The organism is Bifidobacterium samirii (assembly GCF_003952945.1).
GTDB classification, from domain to species: Bacteria; Actinomycetota; Actinomycetes; order Actinomycetales; family Bifidobacteriaceae; genus Bifidobacterium; species Bifidobacterium samirii.
Genome location: NZ_QXGK01000004.1, coordinates 1 through 16,924, shown reverse-complemented (window position 1 = coordinate 16,924; position 16,924 = coordinate 1). Strand labels below are relative to the sequence as shown.

12 protein-coding genes are annotated in these 16,924 nt (G+C 64.1%); 6 read left to right on the top strand and 6 right to left on the bottom strand.

Going from position 1 to position 16,924, the window contains the following annotated elements:
* Nucleotides 1-11: 11 nt before the first annotated feature.
* Nucleotides 12-4,151, bottom strand: a complete 4,140-nt coding sequence (locus D2E24_RS02890; RefSeq protein WP_125967835.1) for a DUF3418 domain-containing protein — start codon at nucleotides 4,149-4,151, stop codon at nucleotides 12-14.
* Between the two features lie 61 nt (nucleotides 4,152-4,212).
* Nucleotides 4,213-4,893: a class I SAM-dependent methyltransferase gene (locus tag D2E24_RS02885; RefSeq protein ID WP_125967834.1), complete on the bottom strand. Its 681-nt coding sequence runs from the start codon at nucleotides 4,891-4,893 to the stop codon at nucleotides 4,213-4,215.
* Between the two features lie 347 nt (nucleotides 4,894-5,240).
* On the opposite strand from D2E24_RS02885, the gene hflX reads away from it, so the two are divergent.
* The 3 genes from hflX to D2E24_RS02870 all read left to right on the top strand — a co-directional run bounded on the left by hflX (nucleotide 5,241) and on the right by D2E24_RS02870 (nucleotide 8,962).
* A complete protein-coding gene (gene hflX, locus D2E24_RS02880; RefSeq protein WP_125967937.1) occupies nucleotides 5,241-6,692 on the top strand; it encodes a GTPase HflX in 1,452 nt (483 codons plus the stop codon).
* A gap of 182 nt (nucleotides 6,693-6,874) precedes the next feature.
* Complete coding sequence (locus D2E24_RS02875) at nucleotides 6,875-7,837, top strand: L-lactate dehydrogenase (protein WP_125967833.1); 963 nt, start codon at nucleotides 6,875-6,877, stop codon at nucleotides 7,835-7,837.
* A gap of 177 nt (nucleotides 7,838-8,014) precedes the next feature.
* A complete protein-coding gene (locus tag D2E24_RS02870; RefSeq protein WP_125967832.1) occupies nucleotides 8,015-8,962 on the top strand; it encodes a cation diffusion facilitator family transporter in 948 nt (315 codons plus the stop codon).
* A gap of 195 nt (nucleotides 8,963-9,157) precedes the next feature.
* Here the strand turns inward: D2E24_RS02870 and D2E24_RS02865 are convergent, their stop codons facing one another.
* Genes D2E24_RS02865 through D2E24_RS02850 form a run of 4 tightly spaced genes read right to left on the bottom strand, consistent with a single transcriptional unit; the run spans nucleotide 9,158 to nucleotide 12,942 of the window.
* Complete coding sequence (locus D2E24_RS02865; protein WP_125967831.1) at nucleotides 9,158-9,928, bottom strand: DUF6339 family protein; 771 nt, start codon at nucleotides 9,926-9,928, stop codon at nucleotides 9,158-9,160.
* Nucleotides 9,925-10,806, bottom strand: coding sequence for a hypothetical protein (locus D2E24_RS02860; protein WP_125967830.1), 882 nt, complete (start codon nucleotides 10,804-10,806; stop codon nucleotides 9,925-9,927). Before D2E24_RS02860 ends, D2E24_RS02865 begins: the two co-directional genes overlap by 4 nt.
* A gap of 1 nt (nucleotide 10,807) precedes the next feature.
* On the bottom strand, nucleotides 10,808-12,721 hold the full coding sequence (locus D2E24_RS02855; RefSeq protein ID WP_125967829.1) for a hypothetical protein: 1,914 nt from the start codon (nucleotides 12,719-12,721) through the stop codon (nucleotides 10,808-10,810).
* Nucleotides 12,718-12,942 carry a hypothetical protein gene (locus D2E24_RS02850; RefSeq protein WP_125967828.1) on the bottom strand — a complete coding sequence of 75 codons (225 nt, stop codon included), beginning with the start codon at nucleotides 12,940-12,942 and terminating at the stop codon, nucleotides 12,718-12,720. Before D2E24_RS02850 ends, D2E24_RS02855 begins: the two co-directional genes overlap by 4 nt.
* Nucleotides 12,943-13,090: 148 nt before the next feature.
* On the opposite strand from D2E24_RS02850, the gene dcm reads away from it, so the two are divergent.
* The 3 genes from dcm (at nucleotide 13,091) to D2E24_RS02835 (ending at nucleotide 16,816) form a co-directional block, all read left to right on the top strand.
* Nucleotides 13,091-14,410 (top strand): DNA (cytosine-5-)-methyltransferase, encoded by a 1,320-nt coding sequence (gene dcm / locus D2E24_RS02845; RefSeq protein ID WP_420897466.1) that lies wholly within the window; start codon nucleotides 13,091-13,093, stop codon nucleotides 14,408-14,410.
* Between the two features lie 58 nt (nucleotides 14,411-14,468).
* Nucleotides 14,469-15,890: an MvaI/BcnI family restriction endonuclease gene (locus tag D2E24_RS02840; protein WP_125967827.1), complete on the top strand. Its 1,422-nt coding sequence runs from the start codon at nucleotides 14,469-14,471 to the stop codon at nucleotides 15,888-15,890.
* A gap of 80 nt (nucleotides 15,891-15,970) precedes the next feature.
* A complete protein-coding gene (locus D2E24_RS02835; protein ID WP_125967826.1) occupies nucleotides 15,971-16,816 on the top strand; it encodes a hypothetical protein in 846 nt (281 codons plus the stop codon).
* The last annotated feature ends 108 nt before the right edge of the window (nucleotides 16,817-16,924 follow it).

The following is a 16,924-nucleotide window of genomic DNA, read 5'->3' as shown; positions in this document are numbered from 1 at the left end:
TTCCGGACCTCCTAGGCCAGCGCCTTGCGGATGCGGGTGACGCTGACCGGTCGCGCGGTGCCGAGCTCCTGCGCCCACAGGGACACGTAGAACTCCTCGAGCAGCCAGCGCGCGTCGTCGGCCTTGGCGGCCAGTTCGTCGCGGCGCGGACCGGCCGGCTCGGCCTTGGCGGCCGCCTGCGCCTTGTCGACCAGCTGACGGGCCTCGTCGGCCTCCCACGCCCAGCGCACGTCGCGGTTCTTGTCGGCCTTCGCCTTGGTCAGGCGCATCGCGTCGGCGGCCAGATAGCGGCCGATGTGCGGCAGCGCGTCCGGGGGAGCGGCGCCGACGAACCCGGGGAAGACGAGCGTGGCGATGTGCTCGCGCACCGACTGCAGGACCGACAGCATCGGCAGGTCGGCCTTGCCGGACACCGCCTTGTCGACCTCCGCGTAGCGCTTGAGGATGGCGATCACGTCGCGCGCGACCGCGTACACGGTGTCCTCGTACACCTGGGAGACGTCCATGACCGCGTCGGCCAGCGCGCGGTCGTCGGCCAGCGTGCCGGCGCGCGGCAGCAGCCGCTTGACGGCAGCCAGCTGCAGGTCCTCCACCAGGTCCTTGGTCGACGCGTACGGCGCGGACGCGAGCATCAGCGCCTCGGCGCCCAGCCAGCGCGACGAGATGCGCTCGGACGGCAGCCGCAGCGCGTCGAGCGCGCCCTTCCACAGCATCGAGGCGCGCGATTCGGTCGTCGCGCCCGCCTTGTGCAGCAGGTCCGCCTGTTCGACGATCCTGCCCTCGTCGGCGGCGCGGTCGGCCTGCCGTCGCACCATCTGACGCGCCGACGCCTCGGCCTGCCTGGCGAACTCGCGCTGCAGCTCGACCAGCGACTTGCCGGTGCCGAGCGTCTTGACCGGGCCGCGCGCACGTCGGCCGCGCTGGCCGCGCGACGGCGGCAGCTCCTGCTCGACCGCGAACGTGACCTTGAGATACGCGGCGAGCCGGTCCCACAGGTCGCCGGTGAGCACCTCCGGGTGGATCTGCGCGCCGACGACGGCGATCGCCGCCTGGGTGAACACGTGCGGCAGGTCGGGCCAGCGCGCGCCCTCCTCCTGCGACGCGGCGGCGCCGGCGGCACCGCCCGCGGCGGCCGGCGGCAGGTTCGGCTTGCCGCGTTCGCCGGAGCCGGGCAGGTCGGGGTAGCGTTCGTCGATCCACGCGCGGATGCGGCGCGCCGTGTCCGGGGCGGGCACGAACTGTACGCGCAGCGTCTTGGGCAGCGCCTTGATCAGGCCGACGATCAGCTCGTCGAGCAGACCGGGCACGTTCCACGAGAACTGCTCCGGGGTGATGCGCGACAGCGCCTTGAGCGGCACGTGCACGGTGACGCCGTCGGCCGGGTCGTGCGGGTCGTACACGTAGCTCAGCCGCAGGTCCACGGGGCGGCCGTCCGTGCCGAGCGTATGCCAGTGGTCGGGATAGTCGGCCAGGCTCACCGACTCGCTGGCGGCGAGGCGTTCGACCTTCTCCGGATCGAAGTCGAGCAGATGCGGGTTCGACTCGTGCTCCGTCTTCCACCATTTGGCCAGATCGGCCACGCAGGTCACGTCCTGGGGGATGACGGACTGGTAGAAGTCGAACAGGTCCTCGTCGCTGACGGTCTGCGCCAGCTGGCGGGTGCGGCTGGCGTCCTCGGCCGCTTCCTCGAGCACGTCGCGGTTGCGCGCGATGAACGCGTCGTAGGGGAACCGCTGCTGCACGTCGCCCTCGACCAGACCCTGGCGGATGAGGAAGTCGCGCGCCTCGGGCGGGTTGATGCGACCCCACTGCACGGTGCGGTCCTGCACGATCGGCAGACCGTACAGCAGCACCTTGGCGGTGGCGACCGCCGAACCGCGCGAACCCGACCAGTGCGGCTCCGCGTACGTGGTGCGCGTCAGCGACCCGGCGAGCGGCTCGGCCCACGCCGGGTCGATCTGCGCCGAATAGCGCGCCCATAGACGGCTCGTCTCCACCAGCTCGGTGCTCATCACCCACGCCGGGGTCGACTTGGCGACGCTGGACGCGGGGAAGAGCGCGAACCGGGTGCCGCGCGCGCCCTGATAGTCGTTCTTCGCCATCTTCTGCGCGCGCTTGAGCGCCTTGGCGCGCGCCGCGCCCTTCAACCCGGTGAAGTCGGACGCCTTGGGCTCGCGCACCACCTGCATGCCCATCATCGACAGCAGGCCGGCGAGCATCGACGTGTGGATGCCGCGGTCGTCCCACGAGCAGCACAGCGAATGCGCGGGCTGCTGGGCGATCGGCAGCTGCCGCACGGCCAGGTCGGGACGGCTGGCCGGCTGGGGGACGCCCACATGGAACTTCATCTCACGGCACATCTGCGTGAGCTGCGAGACGAGGTCCTTCCACTGGCGGATGCGCAGCCAGCTGAGATACTCGGCCTTGCAGATGCGGCGCAGCGCCGAGTTGCTCGGCTCGCCGTCCGCCTGGAACACGAGGTCCCAGAGGTTGAGCGCGGTCAGATAGTCGCTGGTCGGGTCGGCGTAGCGGTTGTGGATGCGGTCGGCCTCGTCGCGCGCCTCGTCGGGGCGCTCGCGCGGATCCTGCAGGCTGAGGAACGCGACGATCACCAGCACCGCGGCCAGCGTGTCCGGCGTGGTCGACTTGGCCGCCTCGATGACCATGCGACCGAGCCTGACGTCGATCGGGATGCGCGCCAGCTGGCGTCCGATATGCGTGAGCGTCACCTCGCCGTGCTTGCGCGCCACGGCCTTGAGCTCGGTCAGCTCGTTGAAGCCGTCCGACACGGCCTTCATGTCCGGCGGGTCGATGAAGCCGAAGTCCGTCACGTCCTGCGCGGTGCGCGCCACGCCCACCGACAACATGTGCAGGACGACCGCGCCCAGCGACGTGCGCAGGATCTCCGGTTCGGTGAAGCGCGGCCGCGTCTCGTAGTCCTCGCGCGAGTACAGGCGGATCGCGATGCCGTCGGCGATGCGGCCGCATCGGCCGGAACGCTGATCGGCGCTCGCCTGGCTGATCGGCTCGATCGGCAGACGCTGCACCTTCGCGGTCTTCGAATAGCGCGAGATGCGCGCCGTGCCCGGGTCGACCACGTAGCGGATGCCCGGCACGGTCAGCGACGTCTCGGCCACGTTCGTGGCGATGACGATGCGCTGGTGCGTGTGCGGCTCGAACACCCGATGCTGGTCCTTGGCGGACAGGCGGGCGAACAGCGGCATGATCTCGATGGCGTCCGGCCGGCGCATGTCGGCGGCGCGCGGCCCGTAATGGTGCCGCAGCGCGTTCTCGAACTCGTGGATGTCGCGTTCGCCCGACGCGAACACGAGGATGTCGCGCGCGCCGCGCTCGTGCGACGAGTGGATGACCAGCTCGGCGCAGGCGCGCGCCACCGCCGTCGGCATGTCCATGTCCGGCTCGCGCGAGGAGCGGCCGTCGCGCCCCGAGGCGCCCGGCGCGGCCGACAGCTGCGCGTACGCGGCCTCGCCCGGCATCGCGCCCGTCTCGAAGCCGGGCACGTGGCGCATGAGCGCCGGCGCGCAGCCGAGCGGCTCGTACACGACCTGCACCGGATACGTGCGTCCCGACACCTCGATGACCGGCACCTTCGACTTGAGCGCGCGTTCGAAATGCTCCTGGAACTTCACCGAATCGATCGTCGCGGACGTGATCACGAGCTTCAGGTCGCGGCGTTTGGGCAGCAGGGCCGTCAGATAGCCGAGCAGGAAGTCGATGTTGAGGCTGCGCTCGTGCGCCTCGTCGATGACGATCGTGTCGTACTTGCCGAGCATCGGGTCGCGCTGGATCTGCGCCAGCAGGATGCCGTCGGTGACGACCCTCAGACGCGTCTTCGGCGAGCTCTCGTCGGTGAAGCGCACCTGATAGCCGACCTCGTCGCCCAGACGCACGCCCATCTCCTCGGCGATGCGCTCGGCCACGGTGCGCGCGGCCAGACGGCGCGGCTGCGTGTGCACGATCTGTCTGCCGTGCGATCCGCGGCCCATCTCCAGCAGGATCTTCGGCAGCTGCGTCGTCTTGCCCGAACCGGTCTGGCCGGACACGATCACGACCTGGCTGCTGCGGACGGCGTCCGCGATCTCGTCATGCGCCGCCGACACCGGCAGCACGGAAGGATATTCGAACCTCATACGTTCCTGACTACGTTCCTCTTGTATCTCATATGCCCGGCGCCGCCGGCCGTCCGGACGCTCAGCTGTTGCGCACGACCTCGATGACGCGGTACCCCTTCGCCGAATGGTACTTCGACACCTCATACCCGCCGCCCAGCTCGCCGGCCAGCCACGGGATCAGCGAATCGGCGCCGAGATTGCGCTGCACCACCAGATACGCCGCGCCGCCCTCGGGCCTCAGCCGCGGCAGCCACGCCATGAGCAGCGTGTGCAGCGCCTCCTTGCCGATGCGGATCGGCGGATTCGACCAGATCAGGTCGAACATGAGGCCTTCCGGCATCGCCTCGCAGCCGGCCGCCGCCTGCTCGGCCAGCGGGACGCCGGATTCGTCCGTCTGCGCCGCATGCACGTTCGCGCAGCCGTTGCGGCGCGCGTTGGCGGCCGTCAGCTCCAGTGCGCGCGTGTTCACGTCCACCGCCCACACGTCCGCCTCGGGCGAGGCGAGCGCCATCGACAGCGTCACCGGCCCCCAGCCGCAGCCCAGGTCGAGGAACGTGCCGGCGGTCGGCGGTTCGGGCGCCTCGCGCAGCAGCACCGACGTGCCCAGGTCGAGACGCGAGCCGGAGAACACGCCGTTCGACGTCTCCACGGTCGCGTCCACGCCGCGCAGGGTCACGTCCAGCGTGCGGCGCACGTCCTCGGAGGTCGGTTCGGCGGAAAAGTACTGTTCGTTGGCCTGCCTGGCGGGGTTCTTGCCCATGCGCTCTCCTCTGCTCTCCACAAGTCGTCGGTGCGGTCGTCGGTAGGGTCGCCGGCGCGGCGGCTCCCTTATGCCGGCCCGTCCGGTCGCCCGTATTCCACTGCGCCACCATCATAGCCAAGGGCATGGCTTGCGCTCCGGGCGGAGCGCGCGGGTCCGATTTCGCCCGTGTATTACCATGTTGGGAGATGCGCGGGCCGGTCGCGGCCCGCCTGAACGGACAACGGACCAGGCGACTGGTGACGTAACGGACCAACGGACAAGCAGAGGTGCCCTTGAGCGAGCAGAGCCAGCAGCCAGCCGACGACGGCGTCGTCGTCAACCAGCCCATCGCCCCGGAGGCGCCGGTGCTCACCGGCGTGCTGGCCGACCAGTCGGACGTGCTGCTCGACGAGACGTCCGCCGGCGCCGGATACGGCGAATCCAGCGAGGCGTGGGAGGAGCGCGAGTCGCGCAACTCCCTCAGACACGTGCAGGGCCTGGGCGAGCTCCAGGACGTCACCGAGGTCGAATACCGCAAGGTGCGTCTGGAACGCGTCGTGCTCGTCGGCGTCTGGTCGTCGCGCGAGACCACGCAGGCGCAGGCCGAGGAATCCCTCAGGGAGCTGGCGGCGCTCGCCGAGACCGCGGGTGCGGTCGTGTGCGACGGTCTGCTCCAGCATCGCTCCCGCCCGGACGCGAACACGTACGTCGGCTCCGGCAAGGCGCGCGAGATCGCGGACACGGTGGCCGTACACGAGGTCGACACGATCATCGTCGACGCGGACCTGCCGCCCAGCCAGCGCCGCGCGCTGGAGGACGCGACCAAGGTGAAGGTCGTGGACCGCACCGCCGTCATCCTCGACATCTTCGCCCAGCATGCGACCAGCCGCGAGGGCAAGGCGCAGGTCGAGCTCGCGCAGCTGCAGTACATGCTGCCGCGACTGCGAGGCTGGGGCGGATCCCTGTCACGCCAGGCGGGCGGTCGTGCGGCGGGCGCCGACGGCGGCATCGGCTCGCGAGGCCCCGGCGAGACGAAGATCGAGATGGACCGCCGCGTCATCCGCACCCGCATCGCCCGTCTGCGCCGCCAGATCGCCGAGATGGCGCCCGCGCGCGACGTCAAGCGCGGATCGCGCCGCCGCTACGGGCTGCCGACCGTCGCCGTCGTCGGCTATACGAACGCCGGCAAGTCGTCGCTGACCAACCGGCTGACCGGCTCGGCCGAGCTGGTCGAGAACGCGCTGTTCGCGACGCTCGACACGGCCGTGCGGCGCGCCCGCGCGAAGGACGGCCGCCTGTACGCGTACGTCGACACCGTCGGATTCGTGCGCCGGCTGCCCACCCAGCTCGTCGAGGCGTTCAAGTCGACGCTGGAGGAGGTCGCCGACGCCGACCTGATCGTGCACGTCGTCGACGGCTCGCACCCCGACCCGTTCTCGCAGATCGACGCGGTCAACGAGGTGCTCGCCGACATCGAGGGCGCCGCCGACATCCCGCGCCTGCTCGTGTTCAACAAGGCCGACCGCATCGACGAGGCGACCCGGGACCGTCTGCTCGCGCTCGAACCGGACGCGCGGCTCGTGTCCGCGGCCAGCGGCGAGGGCGTCGACGGACTGCGCGCGCTGGTCGAGTCGATGCTGCCTGCGCCCAACGTGCACGTCGAGGCGCTGCTGCCGTACAGCGCCGGCGCGCTGCTGTCGCGCGTGCGCGAATACGGCCATGTGATCGCGGTCGACTACCGCGACGACGGCATGATGGTCGAGGCCGAGGTGAACGACCATCTCGCCGCGCAGATCGTCGAGCAGTCGATCGGCTGACGCGTGTCCGATGACGTTCCCCGGCGCGCCGGCGTGCGTAATGTGAGCAACATCACGCACGCCGGACGCGGCGAAGCGGGTGCAAACGTCACGATGGGCGGGTAGTGTGAAGACGTTGTCGAAGCGCGGGGGAGCGACACGATCGGGTCCTCCGTGCAGCAATCAAGAGAGGTCGCAGATACATGGCTGAAATTTCCACCAAGCCCACCAAGCTCGCCGTTATCGGTGCCGGCGCCGTCGGCTCCACCCTCGCCTTCGCCGCCGCCCAGCGCGGCGTCGCCCGCGAGATCGTCCTCGAGGACATCGCCAAGGAGCGCGTCGAGGCCGAGGTGCTCGACATGCAGCACGGCTCCAGCTTCTACCCGACCGTGAGCATCGCCGGCTCCGACGATCCGGAGATCTGCCGCGACGCCGACATGGTCGTCATCACCGCCGGCCCGCGCCAGAAGCCGGGCCAGTCCCGCCTCGAGCTCGTGGGCGCGACCATCAACATCCTCAAGTCCATCATGCCGAACCTGGTGAAGGTCGCCCCGAACGCGATCTACATGCTCATCACCAACCCGGTCGACATCGCCACCCACGTCGCCCAGAAGATCTCCGGCCTGCCGGAGAACCAGGTGTTCGGCTCCGGCACCAACCTGGACTCCGCGCGTCTGCGCTTCCTGATCGCCCAGCAGACCGGCGTCAACGTCAAGAACGTGCACGCCTACATCGCCGGCGAGCACGGCGACTCCGAGGTCCCGCTGTGGGAGTCCGCCACCATCGGCGGCGTGCCGATGTGCGACTGGACCCCGCTGCCGGGCCACGACCCGCTGGACGCCGCCGTGCGCGAGCAGATCCACCAGGAGGTCAAGAACGCCGCCTACAAGATCATCAACGGCAAGGGCGCGACCAACTACGCGATCGGCATGTCCGGCGTCGACATCATCGAGGCGGTCCTCAAGGACTCCAACCGCATCCTGCCGGTCTCCTCGATGCTCAAGGACTTCCACGGCATCTCCGACGTGTGCATGTCCGTGCCGACCCTGATCAACCGTCAGGGCGTCAACACCGCCATCAACACCCCGGTCTCCGACAAGGAGCTCGCGGCTCTGAAGCGCTCCGCCGAGACGCTGCGCGAGACGGCCGCCCAGTTCGGCTTCTGACCGAACCCCCGTCGGGGCTCATGGGACTGACCTGACGGGATCCGACGCGTTTGTCCGCCTCGACGCTCTATACTGAGGCGGTTATGGGAAAACCCCGGCGATGAGCCGGGGTTTTCTGCGTTTCAGGGACTATTGCGAATGGTTGTGAGAAGCGTTCTCACGACCGGGAAGGACATCATGGCCCACAGCCACGATCACGGCGCCGCGATGGCGCCCGGCGCGCAGGACGCGGCCGGCCACCAGCGCCGCCTGATGATGACGCTCGCGCTCACCGGCACGGTGTTCGTCGCCGAGGTCGCCGGCGCGGCGATCACCGGCTCGCTCGCGTTGCTCGTCGACGCCGGCCACATGCTCACTGACATGTCGGTGCTCATCGCCGCGACCGTCACGGCGGCGCTCATGCGGCGCCGGCCCAGCAGCCAGCGCACCTGGGGGTGGGCGCGCCTCGAGGTGCTCACCGCCGCCGGCGGCGCGCTCGTCCTGTTCATCGTTGGCGTGTACGCGCTCGTCGAGGCGGGCATGCGCCTGTTCGGCGAGAGCGGCGACGGCGTGCACGACGTGCGTCTGCTGCTCGGATTCGGCATCCTCGGCCTGGCCGCGAACGTCGGGTCGATCTTCATCCTCGCCTCGCAGCACGGCGACAACATGAACATGCGCGCCGCGTTTCTCGAGGTGATGAACGACGCGCTCGGCTCGGTCGCCGTCGTCATCTCCGCGCTGGTCATGATGTCGACCGGCTGGGCCGGCTTCGACGCCGTCGCCGGCGGCCTGATCGCGCTGATGATGATCCCGCGCGCGATCGGCCTGCTGCGTTCGGCAGTCCGCGTGCTGCTGGAGGAGACGCCGGAGGGCCTCGACCTCGACGAGGTGCGCGAGCATCTGGAGGGCGTGCCGCAGGTCGTCGCCGTGCACGACCTGCATGCGAGCACCGTGTCGACCGGCATGCCGATCCTCACCGCGCACGTCGTCGTCGAACGCGGGCTGACGATGGAGCAGGCCGCCGACGTGCTGGCCGGACTGCAGGACTGCCTGCGCGAGCATTTCCCCGTGTCGGTGCCGCACACCACGTTCCAGCTGGAGCCGGAGGGGTACACGACCCCCAGCGCCTCGCAGCTGCACGAGTGAGCGGGTCGATCGGCCGTCCATATCAGGCGAAAGGGTCCGTGATGCACCTGTTGGGGGATGCGTCACGGACCCTTTGCGCGGTGTCGCCGTCCATACCCCGCCTCGTAGAAAGAATCACAAAGCCTTCAGGGAACGCTCCTTTAACGGAGTGGGCTCTGTCGCACTAAAAATGATTCACGGTCGCGGCGGTCGGGTTCAACTACCGCCATTCGTCTTATGCGATGACTGAAGCACTCCTTTGCAAATAGCGTCAACGACAGACATGAGTTCCGTTTCACTGAGCAGTCCCAACTGTCTGGTGGACATCTCCAACAGCACGTCCCGCCCTACATCGGCTATGGCGTCGGATGATCCGGAATTGTCTCCATGCTGCATGGAGTCCATGACGGCCCACAAGACATCTGAGTTTTCACCCACTGACCTGTCGAATAATTGTATTAGTCGGTTTTCGACGCCGAACACCCATTTTGTGTACGCGTACTGGTCATTATTGGCTTTGCTCAATGTGTGGGCAAGCGATCCGTCATAGGTGAGTTCGGAGGCCCACCACAGGCGGGCGATGCCATGCCGAATCAGACGTCCACGACTGGGAGTGACTGGTAGGATCCATCGGTCCTTCACTCGGTTTTTCCAGTTGCGTACGCCGTCGAGGGGCCATCGGTCGTTCATGTATTGCCTGCAGGTGTTGAATGCCATATAAGTCCACAGGCCCGGCATCGCTGCGTTGTCGCGATCAATCTGACCGACTGCCTCGAAGAGGATCTCCGCATTGCTGGAGTCCGGACGTCCGATGGACAAAGGCTTCTCGAGATCGATGGACTCCCTGTGGAGGAGACAATCGGGGTTGGAGGACAAGTCGTAGATTTGAGCAAGGAAGTCGCCAGGGGTTTCGGCAGCTTCTAGTTTGGTCAGAATCAGAGCCGCCGCTTCGCGTGTGAACTGCTTGGCGCATGTCAGGTCGTTCATACCTGTACCTCCTCATTCTCCTGCTGGGCGGCGATGTCGTCCGAATATCCGTCTATGGGGTTGGCGAGCAACCTCTGGGCGATAATAAGAGGCCTTTCGTCGTCATTCAGGTCATTGGCCTTTATGAGTTTTTTGATGGTCCGGTACCATTGGAACTCCGACAGGTCCTCGCCGTCGCTTTGGGCTTCGTTTGATCGGATGAAGTCGATGGTATCCACCAAGGCGGGAAGGACGAGGATCGTGAGTTTGAGGTTCGCGGAGTCAATCAGCTGCATCCGGTCGAACAGGGTCTTGGACAGGGTGATGATGATCTGCTCGCTGTCGCTGTAGCTGACCGCAATGCCCTTCATACGCTGCTTATCGCTCTTGACGATTTTGAAGATTGAATTCAAAGGAGGGCTCTGGGGGTCGTAGAGCTTGGCCGGATCGAACGTGAAGTTCGTCGGCGCGCTCAGTAGATCTCCCGTACGTATGTCGAATGTCTCGTCGCCATAGTCCTCGTGCTGGCGAGACCAGCGGAAATCCGGTATGGGACGGACCGCGACGGCGAATACACTGACGGTGACGGAGCCGAGTACGGTGCGCTGATCGATGGACGAACGGTAGGTGGAGCCGTCCGCATGTTTGTCGTCCTCGATTAGGTCGAGGTATCCCGAGGAGATCGTGGACGAGCATTTCCATCTCGCCATGATTTGCACAGCCCCTTCGTCGAGAAGCCGTTGCAGATCAGGGTCGTCATGGAACACGCGGAAACGGATGATGACGTCTTCGGTACCGGAGGCAAAAGTGAAGTTGCCGACACGCCATTCGGAGGCGACGTCACGCTCGCTGTCTTGTCCATTGCCGAGAACGGGGATGGGGAACGATGCCATAGCCATGTCACTTCACCCCCAGTTGAAGCCTGATGCCGCCCTTGATATGTACCCGCAGCTTGGTGGGACGCTTACCTGTGACTCTCACGGTGGAGATGCTTCCTTCCTTGACCTCAAGCCTTCGTGGTTCGGAACTACTGATGTCGGTTGCCTCTTCGACGGGTGGTGTGTAATTGCCGAACGTGCCGTCAAGTGCGGCAGTGAGACGCAACACGCCTTTCTCGGTTTCACCGGTTCTTGAACGCAGTACGAGGATGTAGTCGCCGCTTTTCGTGTCGAACCAGTAGCGCATGGACAGGTTGCCGCCCTCGATGACGGAACTACCGTCACCGGCTTTTCCCGAAGCGGGGATACCGGCGGCGTGCTTGCCTCGTTTGGTGTCTCCGCCGCGTTTCCGTCCGGTGAAGACACTGTCCCCGCTGTCGTCGGCTACCGCGGGGCTCGTCAGAGTGATACTCACGGACTTGCCGCCAGTGTTGGCAACCGGTTCGGGTGCGGTCTCTCGGCCTTGCAAGGATGCCGATTCTCGTTCAACGCCTGGGCCATTGGATGCACGAACACCATGACGGTTGGGATTGCCGTCGATTTGGAGTTCTAATGGCAAAAGCGTGTTGAGCCCCTTAATGGTAATCTCATCACCGAGTTCCATTTTCACCCGCTTGCGCAGCTCCTCAAGGATGAAGTTTTTGATGGCGCGGAGTGCGGCTTTGCCGTTCGTTTTATCTCTGGCGGCCTGCCAGTCGTCGTGTCGCACCGGTTCCATGCTCCTGAGGATACGGTTGCCCTGCGGAGAGGAACATTCAAGTACCGCCGCGTATTTGGCTGTGATGGAAGTGTTGGTGTAGGCGCGTACCTTCATCAGGGGCTTGCGCATTACGATCGTGTTCAGCTTGCGTGGCAGGGAATCATCGATGTTGATGTACAGCTTCATCTCGCCCAACCTGACGTCCGTCTTGATAACGGGAGGCTGTCGGAGGGCATTGTGGAACGCCTGCATGGCGGTCCTGCGCTCGGGGTCCGATATCGCGTCGATAGCGCGCTTGAGTCCGTCGGCGTCAAGGACCCAAGCGTGGCTCTTGTCCGTTATGCCCTTGACCACAAGGTGGCCCCGCATGATGGCCGCCATGAAGTTGTCAATCATTGCAATCCGGATTTGTTCGAGTTCGGGATCGTCGGCCGCCGCCGAATAGCCAATGATGTACACGTCCGTGCCGGGCTTGGACCTCTGAGGGAAGGGGCCCAGAGGTGCGGGGTCACGCAGGTAGTGGTAATCCTGCGTATCAGATAGGAGCGTGTATGTTCCCATGGGTCCCATAAGCCGCCGTGGGTCGTTGGATTCGGGGTCTTGGTGGGTTGTCAGCTGCGTGCAGCCAGCAAACACGGTCTCATCGGATTCCGGTGTGCGTGTGGTCCAGAACTCAGTGCGCACGAGAGAGGACCGAATGCCGACCGACTTGCCGATACCGAACGATCCGCCGGCATCGGTTTTGCCGATGCTCACGCCGGAACCACGGGTCAACGCGGTGAGCGCGGATCCTCTGTCCATGATCGACTCACTGCCGGACAGGCCCTTTGTGCCGTAATCGCCCACGCGCAGCACGTCGATGGATTCGGCTTCAATCGCGGCCACGGCCTGCTGAAGCCTCGGGTGTCCGGGGTAACATTCCAGCGCGGCTCGCAGATGCCGCTTAAGATTGTCCACGTCGGGGATGTCTGACACCTTCATACGACGCAGCTCGAAAACCATGGTCACCGGCCATGCGCCATCCTTGGCGACCGCATCGAGTGAGTTCTGCCCCAGTTCGCGGGCAAGAGACTGCGCCGCGGTGTCGCCGCTGAAGATCTCCTCACCGGAATTCGACGGCCCCTGGTTCTCGTTTCCGTTCGGTTTGAACAAAAAACCGTAGTCGTTGCCGCTCATGACAACCTTACCTTTCTTCCTACAATCCGACTTTCGTCGAACAGACCTCTCGTCTTGGCCAGCTCATCCTCGATAGGGCCGAACAGGGCTGAGACCTCTTCGGGTGTGTACTCGTAGTTCTTCCTGTTGGACAGGTTCCCCAGAATCTGGATTTCCCGAATCAGCCTATTCCCTCGACTCTCAGCCAGCCGCCGAAAGCGTTCGTTCTTCGTTTCGACCATATCTCTATTCTATATTTCGGATATATATCCGTCAAGTATCCAATATTTATCCCTCTATATGGCCAACGAGGAGAGTGGTGGAACATATGTTCGACACGAAAGGGAGTTTTTGTCATCATTATGAATTACATTCATCCCTATGAATAGCATGATGACACCGAACGCCATCGATGACGCCGACGAGCTGGTCGCCCGGCTGCGCGAGGGCATGACCCGCCGCCAGCTGGCCGAGTCGCTCGGTCTGTCCACGTCCACGGTGGAGCGCTGGGAGACTGGCAAGGTCCGTTGCAAGCCCGCCTACGTGCCCGCCTTGCAGGAGCTGTACTACGGCACCACGCACGAGACCGGCACGGACTTCCGCACCATCGACCTGTTCGCCGGCATCGGCGGCATCCGCCGCGGCTTCGCGTCCGCGGGTGGGCATGCCGTGTTCTCCAGCGAGTGGAACGAGTTCTCCGCGCGCACCTACCGGACCAACTACGGGTTCGCCGAGGCCATGGCGGGGGACATCACGCAGGTGGACGTGAACGACATTCCGGACTGTGACGTGGTGCTTGCTGGGTTCCCGTGCCAGCCGTTCAGTTTGGCCGGTGTGTCCAAGAAGCGCAGTCTGGGGCGTGAGACCGGGTTCCGTGATAAGACGCAGGGCACCTTGTTCTTCGATGTGGCGCGCATCATCGCTGCCAAGCGACCGGCGGCGTTCCTCCTGGAGAATGTGAAGAACCTCACCAGCCACGACCGCGGACGTACGTTCAAGGTCATCTTGGACGCGTTGCAGAACGAGCTGGGCTACGAGGTCCACTGGAAGGTCGTGGATGGCCAGCACTTTGTGCCCCAGCACCGGGAGCGCATCTACATCGTCGGTTTCCGCTCCGAAACCGACTTCACTTGGGACGATCTGAAGTTCCCGGAGCATCAGCCGACGCTCGCCGACATCCTGCACAAGACCGACGGCACCGAACCGTACCTGCCGTGGGACGGGGACAAGTACTTCGACTTCGAGCACAACAAGGTGCAGGACAAGTACACGCTCACCCCGCGCTTGTGGCAGTACCTCCAGGACTACCGCAAGAAACACGAGGCCTTGGGCAACGGGTTCGGCTACGGGCTCGTCACCCCGGACATGGTGTCGCGAACCCTGTCCGCCCGCTACCACAAGGACGGTAGCGAGATCCTCGTCGCCCAAGAGGGGGAGCGACCGCGCCGCCTCACCCCGCGCGAATGCGCTCGACTCATGGGATACCCGGACGACCTGCGTATCCCGGTGTCGGACACTCAGGCCTACCGACAGTTCGGCAACAGCGTGGTCGTGCCCGCCATCGCCGAGATCGCGCGCATCATGCGCCCCCATATCCTCAAGGTCATGGCTGAAGGCGACCAAGGTGCAATCGCGGATGAGAAGGGGAAGTCCGTGGATGACATTCAGAAGGCCCGTGAGCTGGCGGTCGCGGGGGCCGGCGAAGACTGAGTTCGGAAGGCCGGTGTCGTACCGGTGATTGTTCGCTGTCTGTGGGTATCGTGGACTCATGCGCGATACCCACGACAACGAAGCCCGACAATGGTACGACACCGCCGACATTGATCTCGTCACCAAGCTGCTCTCCGATGCCGGCGCGAGCAGCGTCTGGGTCAAGCGGCTCGTCGCGAACAACAACTCGAAACAACAGGTGTACTTGGCTTCGGACCCGTCCGACTTGTCGTTCCTGCCGTTGGGCGAGCCATCGTACACCCCGGCCAAATCGCAGAAGAGAAAGGCCGGCAATCCAGTCATCCAGATTCCCGTGACATGGCAGTGGGTCACGCCGAACGGCCGGTTCGACGCCCCTGAGGCGAAGCTGTGCTACTACCCGCAGTATCCCGAGGTGCGGTTCTCCGGCTTCCTGCGCGGATGCAAGGAAGCCCCGAACGAGCTGCTGAGCGAGACTAAGCGAGGCCACGAACTGAACCGTTGCCTGTTCCTCGGCCCGGTGAAGAATTCCTCCGGCGAGACTGTCCGGGTGGTGGCGCTCGTGGTCGGAGCCGGGTCCCCGGCAGCGCAGTACGTGCTTGGCATGGAGACCTTCGAGGCAGGGCATTTGTGCCCGATCGTGCACCAGTCGCCGCGCAGGTCCGATGAGTTCGACATGCTGGAGAACGCGCTTGCTGGTGTCGTGGGTCGTAGTATCACGCCGTGGCGTCTGCGCACTGACGGCACCGTCGAGCGACCTTACATCGCGCCGAACGCGCCTGGCCTCACATTGGAGGCGGAGCTGGGTGTGGGTGAGAACGCCGTTCCGGGACCGGACTTCGATATCTGGGAGCTCAAGGCCATCAAGCAGAAGTCCCTCGACCGCCGGTACGGTCACAAGGTCACGCTCTTCACTCCGCAGCCTGATCTGCCAGAAACGGGACGCCTGTCCACGGTGGACTTCGTGCTCCGATACGGGCACGTGCACACCACGGACGAGAACGGCGAGCCGACGAGCTACTATTTCACGTCCGGTGATATCCAGCGCGAGGGCGAGGACAAGCCGGGAGCGAAGCTCGAACTGGTCTTGGAAGGGTTCACCGACGCTAGGCATTTCGACCCCAACGGCATGATCGCCCTGTATGAGAAAGGCACGAGGCACTTGGCCGCGGGATGGTCGTTCCTGAAACTGCTCGGCCACTGGCAGCGCAAGCACAACCGCGCCGCCTACGTGCCCTACATGCGTAGCGGCAAAGGCGACGGCACCTCGATCGAGTTCGGGCCGCTCATCACTCTGGGCATCTCGACCGGCTTCGGCATGTTCCTCCAGGCGTTCAGGGACGGCAAGGCTGTCTACGATCCCGGTGACAAGGCCACACTCGTTGATGGTAAGTGGACCCCGCACGCGCGCAGCCAGTTCCGCATCAACCTCAACGACGTCGACGCCATCTACAACGAAGTCCGCGAAATCGACATGCGAGATCTCGAAACATCTGATTGAGATTGTTATAAGCATAGCCGCTGCAATGGCGAATATATTGGTACTGGCAATCCAATGTGAAAAAGAGGAGTTGTGGGCTTATGGTTGGATTCTCACTCGCGCACCAGCATGTTACGTGGAACCTCTCCGACAATCAAGATTCAGTGATTCAGAGCAGCGGGACTATCGATATAGTACCGTGCGGGTCGGTTCGCGGTACCATTGATGATCCATTTTTGTGGGGAAACGCTTTTTCGGAGTCCCCTGAGAGGAAAAATATTGTCGGCAAGCTTGACGACGGCAGAACGGTGCTTATTCCAGATGCTGTGATTAAGTTTAGCAATGTACAAGCAAGAATATGTTTTATATCGCAAGAAGAAGTAGGTCTTGATTTAAGAGATTGTGACAATATTCTAATTAAAAAGGCTTCAGTGCGTATATGTGGAACGCAGTCGATTCTTACTTATAAACATTCTGATTTGAGAAGCTTTATAGCTCGACGGAGAATTTGGTACAAAAAAGATCAGAATGATGAATGCTTGCTTGAGTATGTCTTTAAAGATCGCTGTACGTCTGTGGAGATTCCTGGGGTGATGAAGGAGGGGCGTCCTTCATTTAGAGAAGAAGATGTGAGGATATGTTTTAAATATCCGGAAGGTATTGACTATATTCAACTCATGAATATGTCGGTTGTGCCACTTCAATCTTTTGTATCGATTCTGAGCCAGCGTATAGAGAGCGTCCTAGGGGTCGATGTAATGCTTTCTCTTGACGGACGGGAGTTTTTATGTTCGGTATATGGAGGATTTATTGTTGGGGCAAGCGAGGTGCGTTGTCTATCCTCTGCGATTAAGCAGCTTGGGCCCTTGGATTTTCTTGAGAAATTTTCCGTATGGAAACATAAATTCGATGATCCGTCGAGTTTGTTTAGGGTGTGTTTACTCTAATCTGGTTTTGGTGGTGTCCTTGAGGTAGATGGCAATGAGGACGAGCATGAGGTTGGACAGGAAGGTCTCGTCGAGCCTGTCGTACCGGGTGGCGGCCTTGCGGTACTG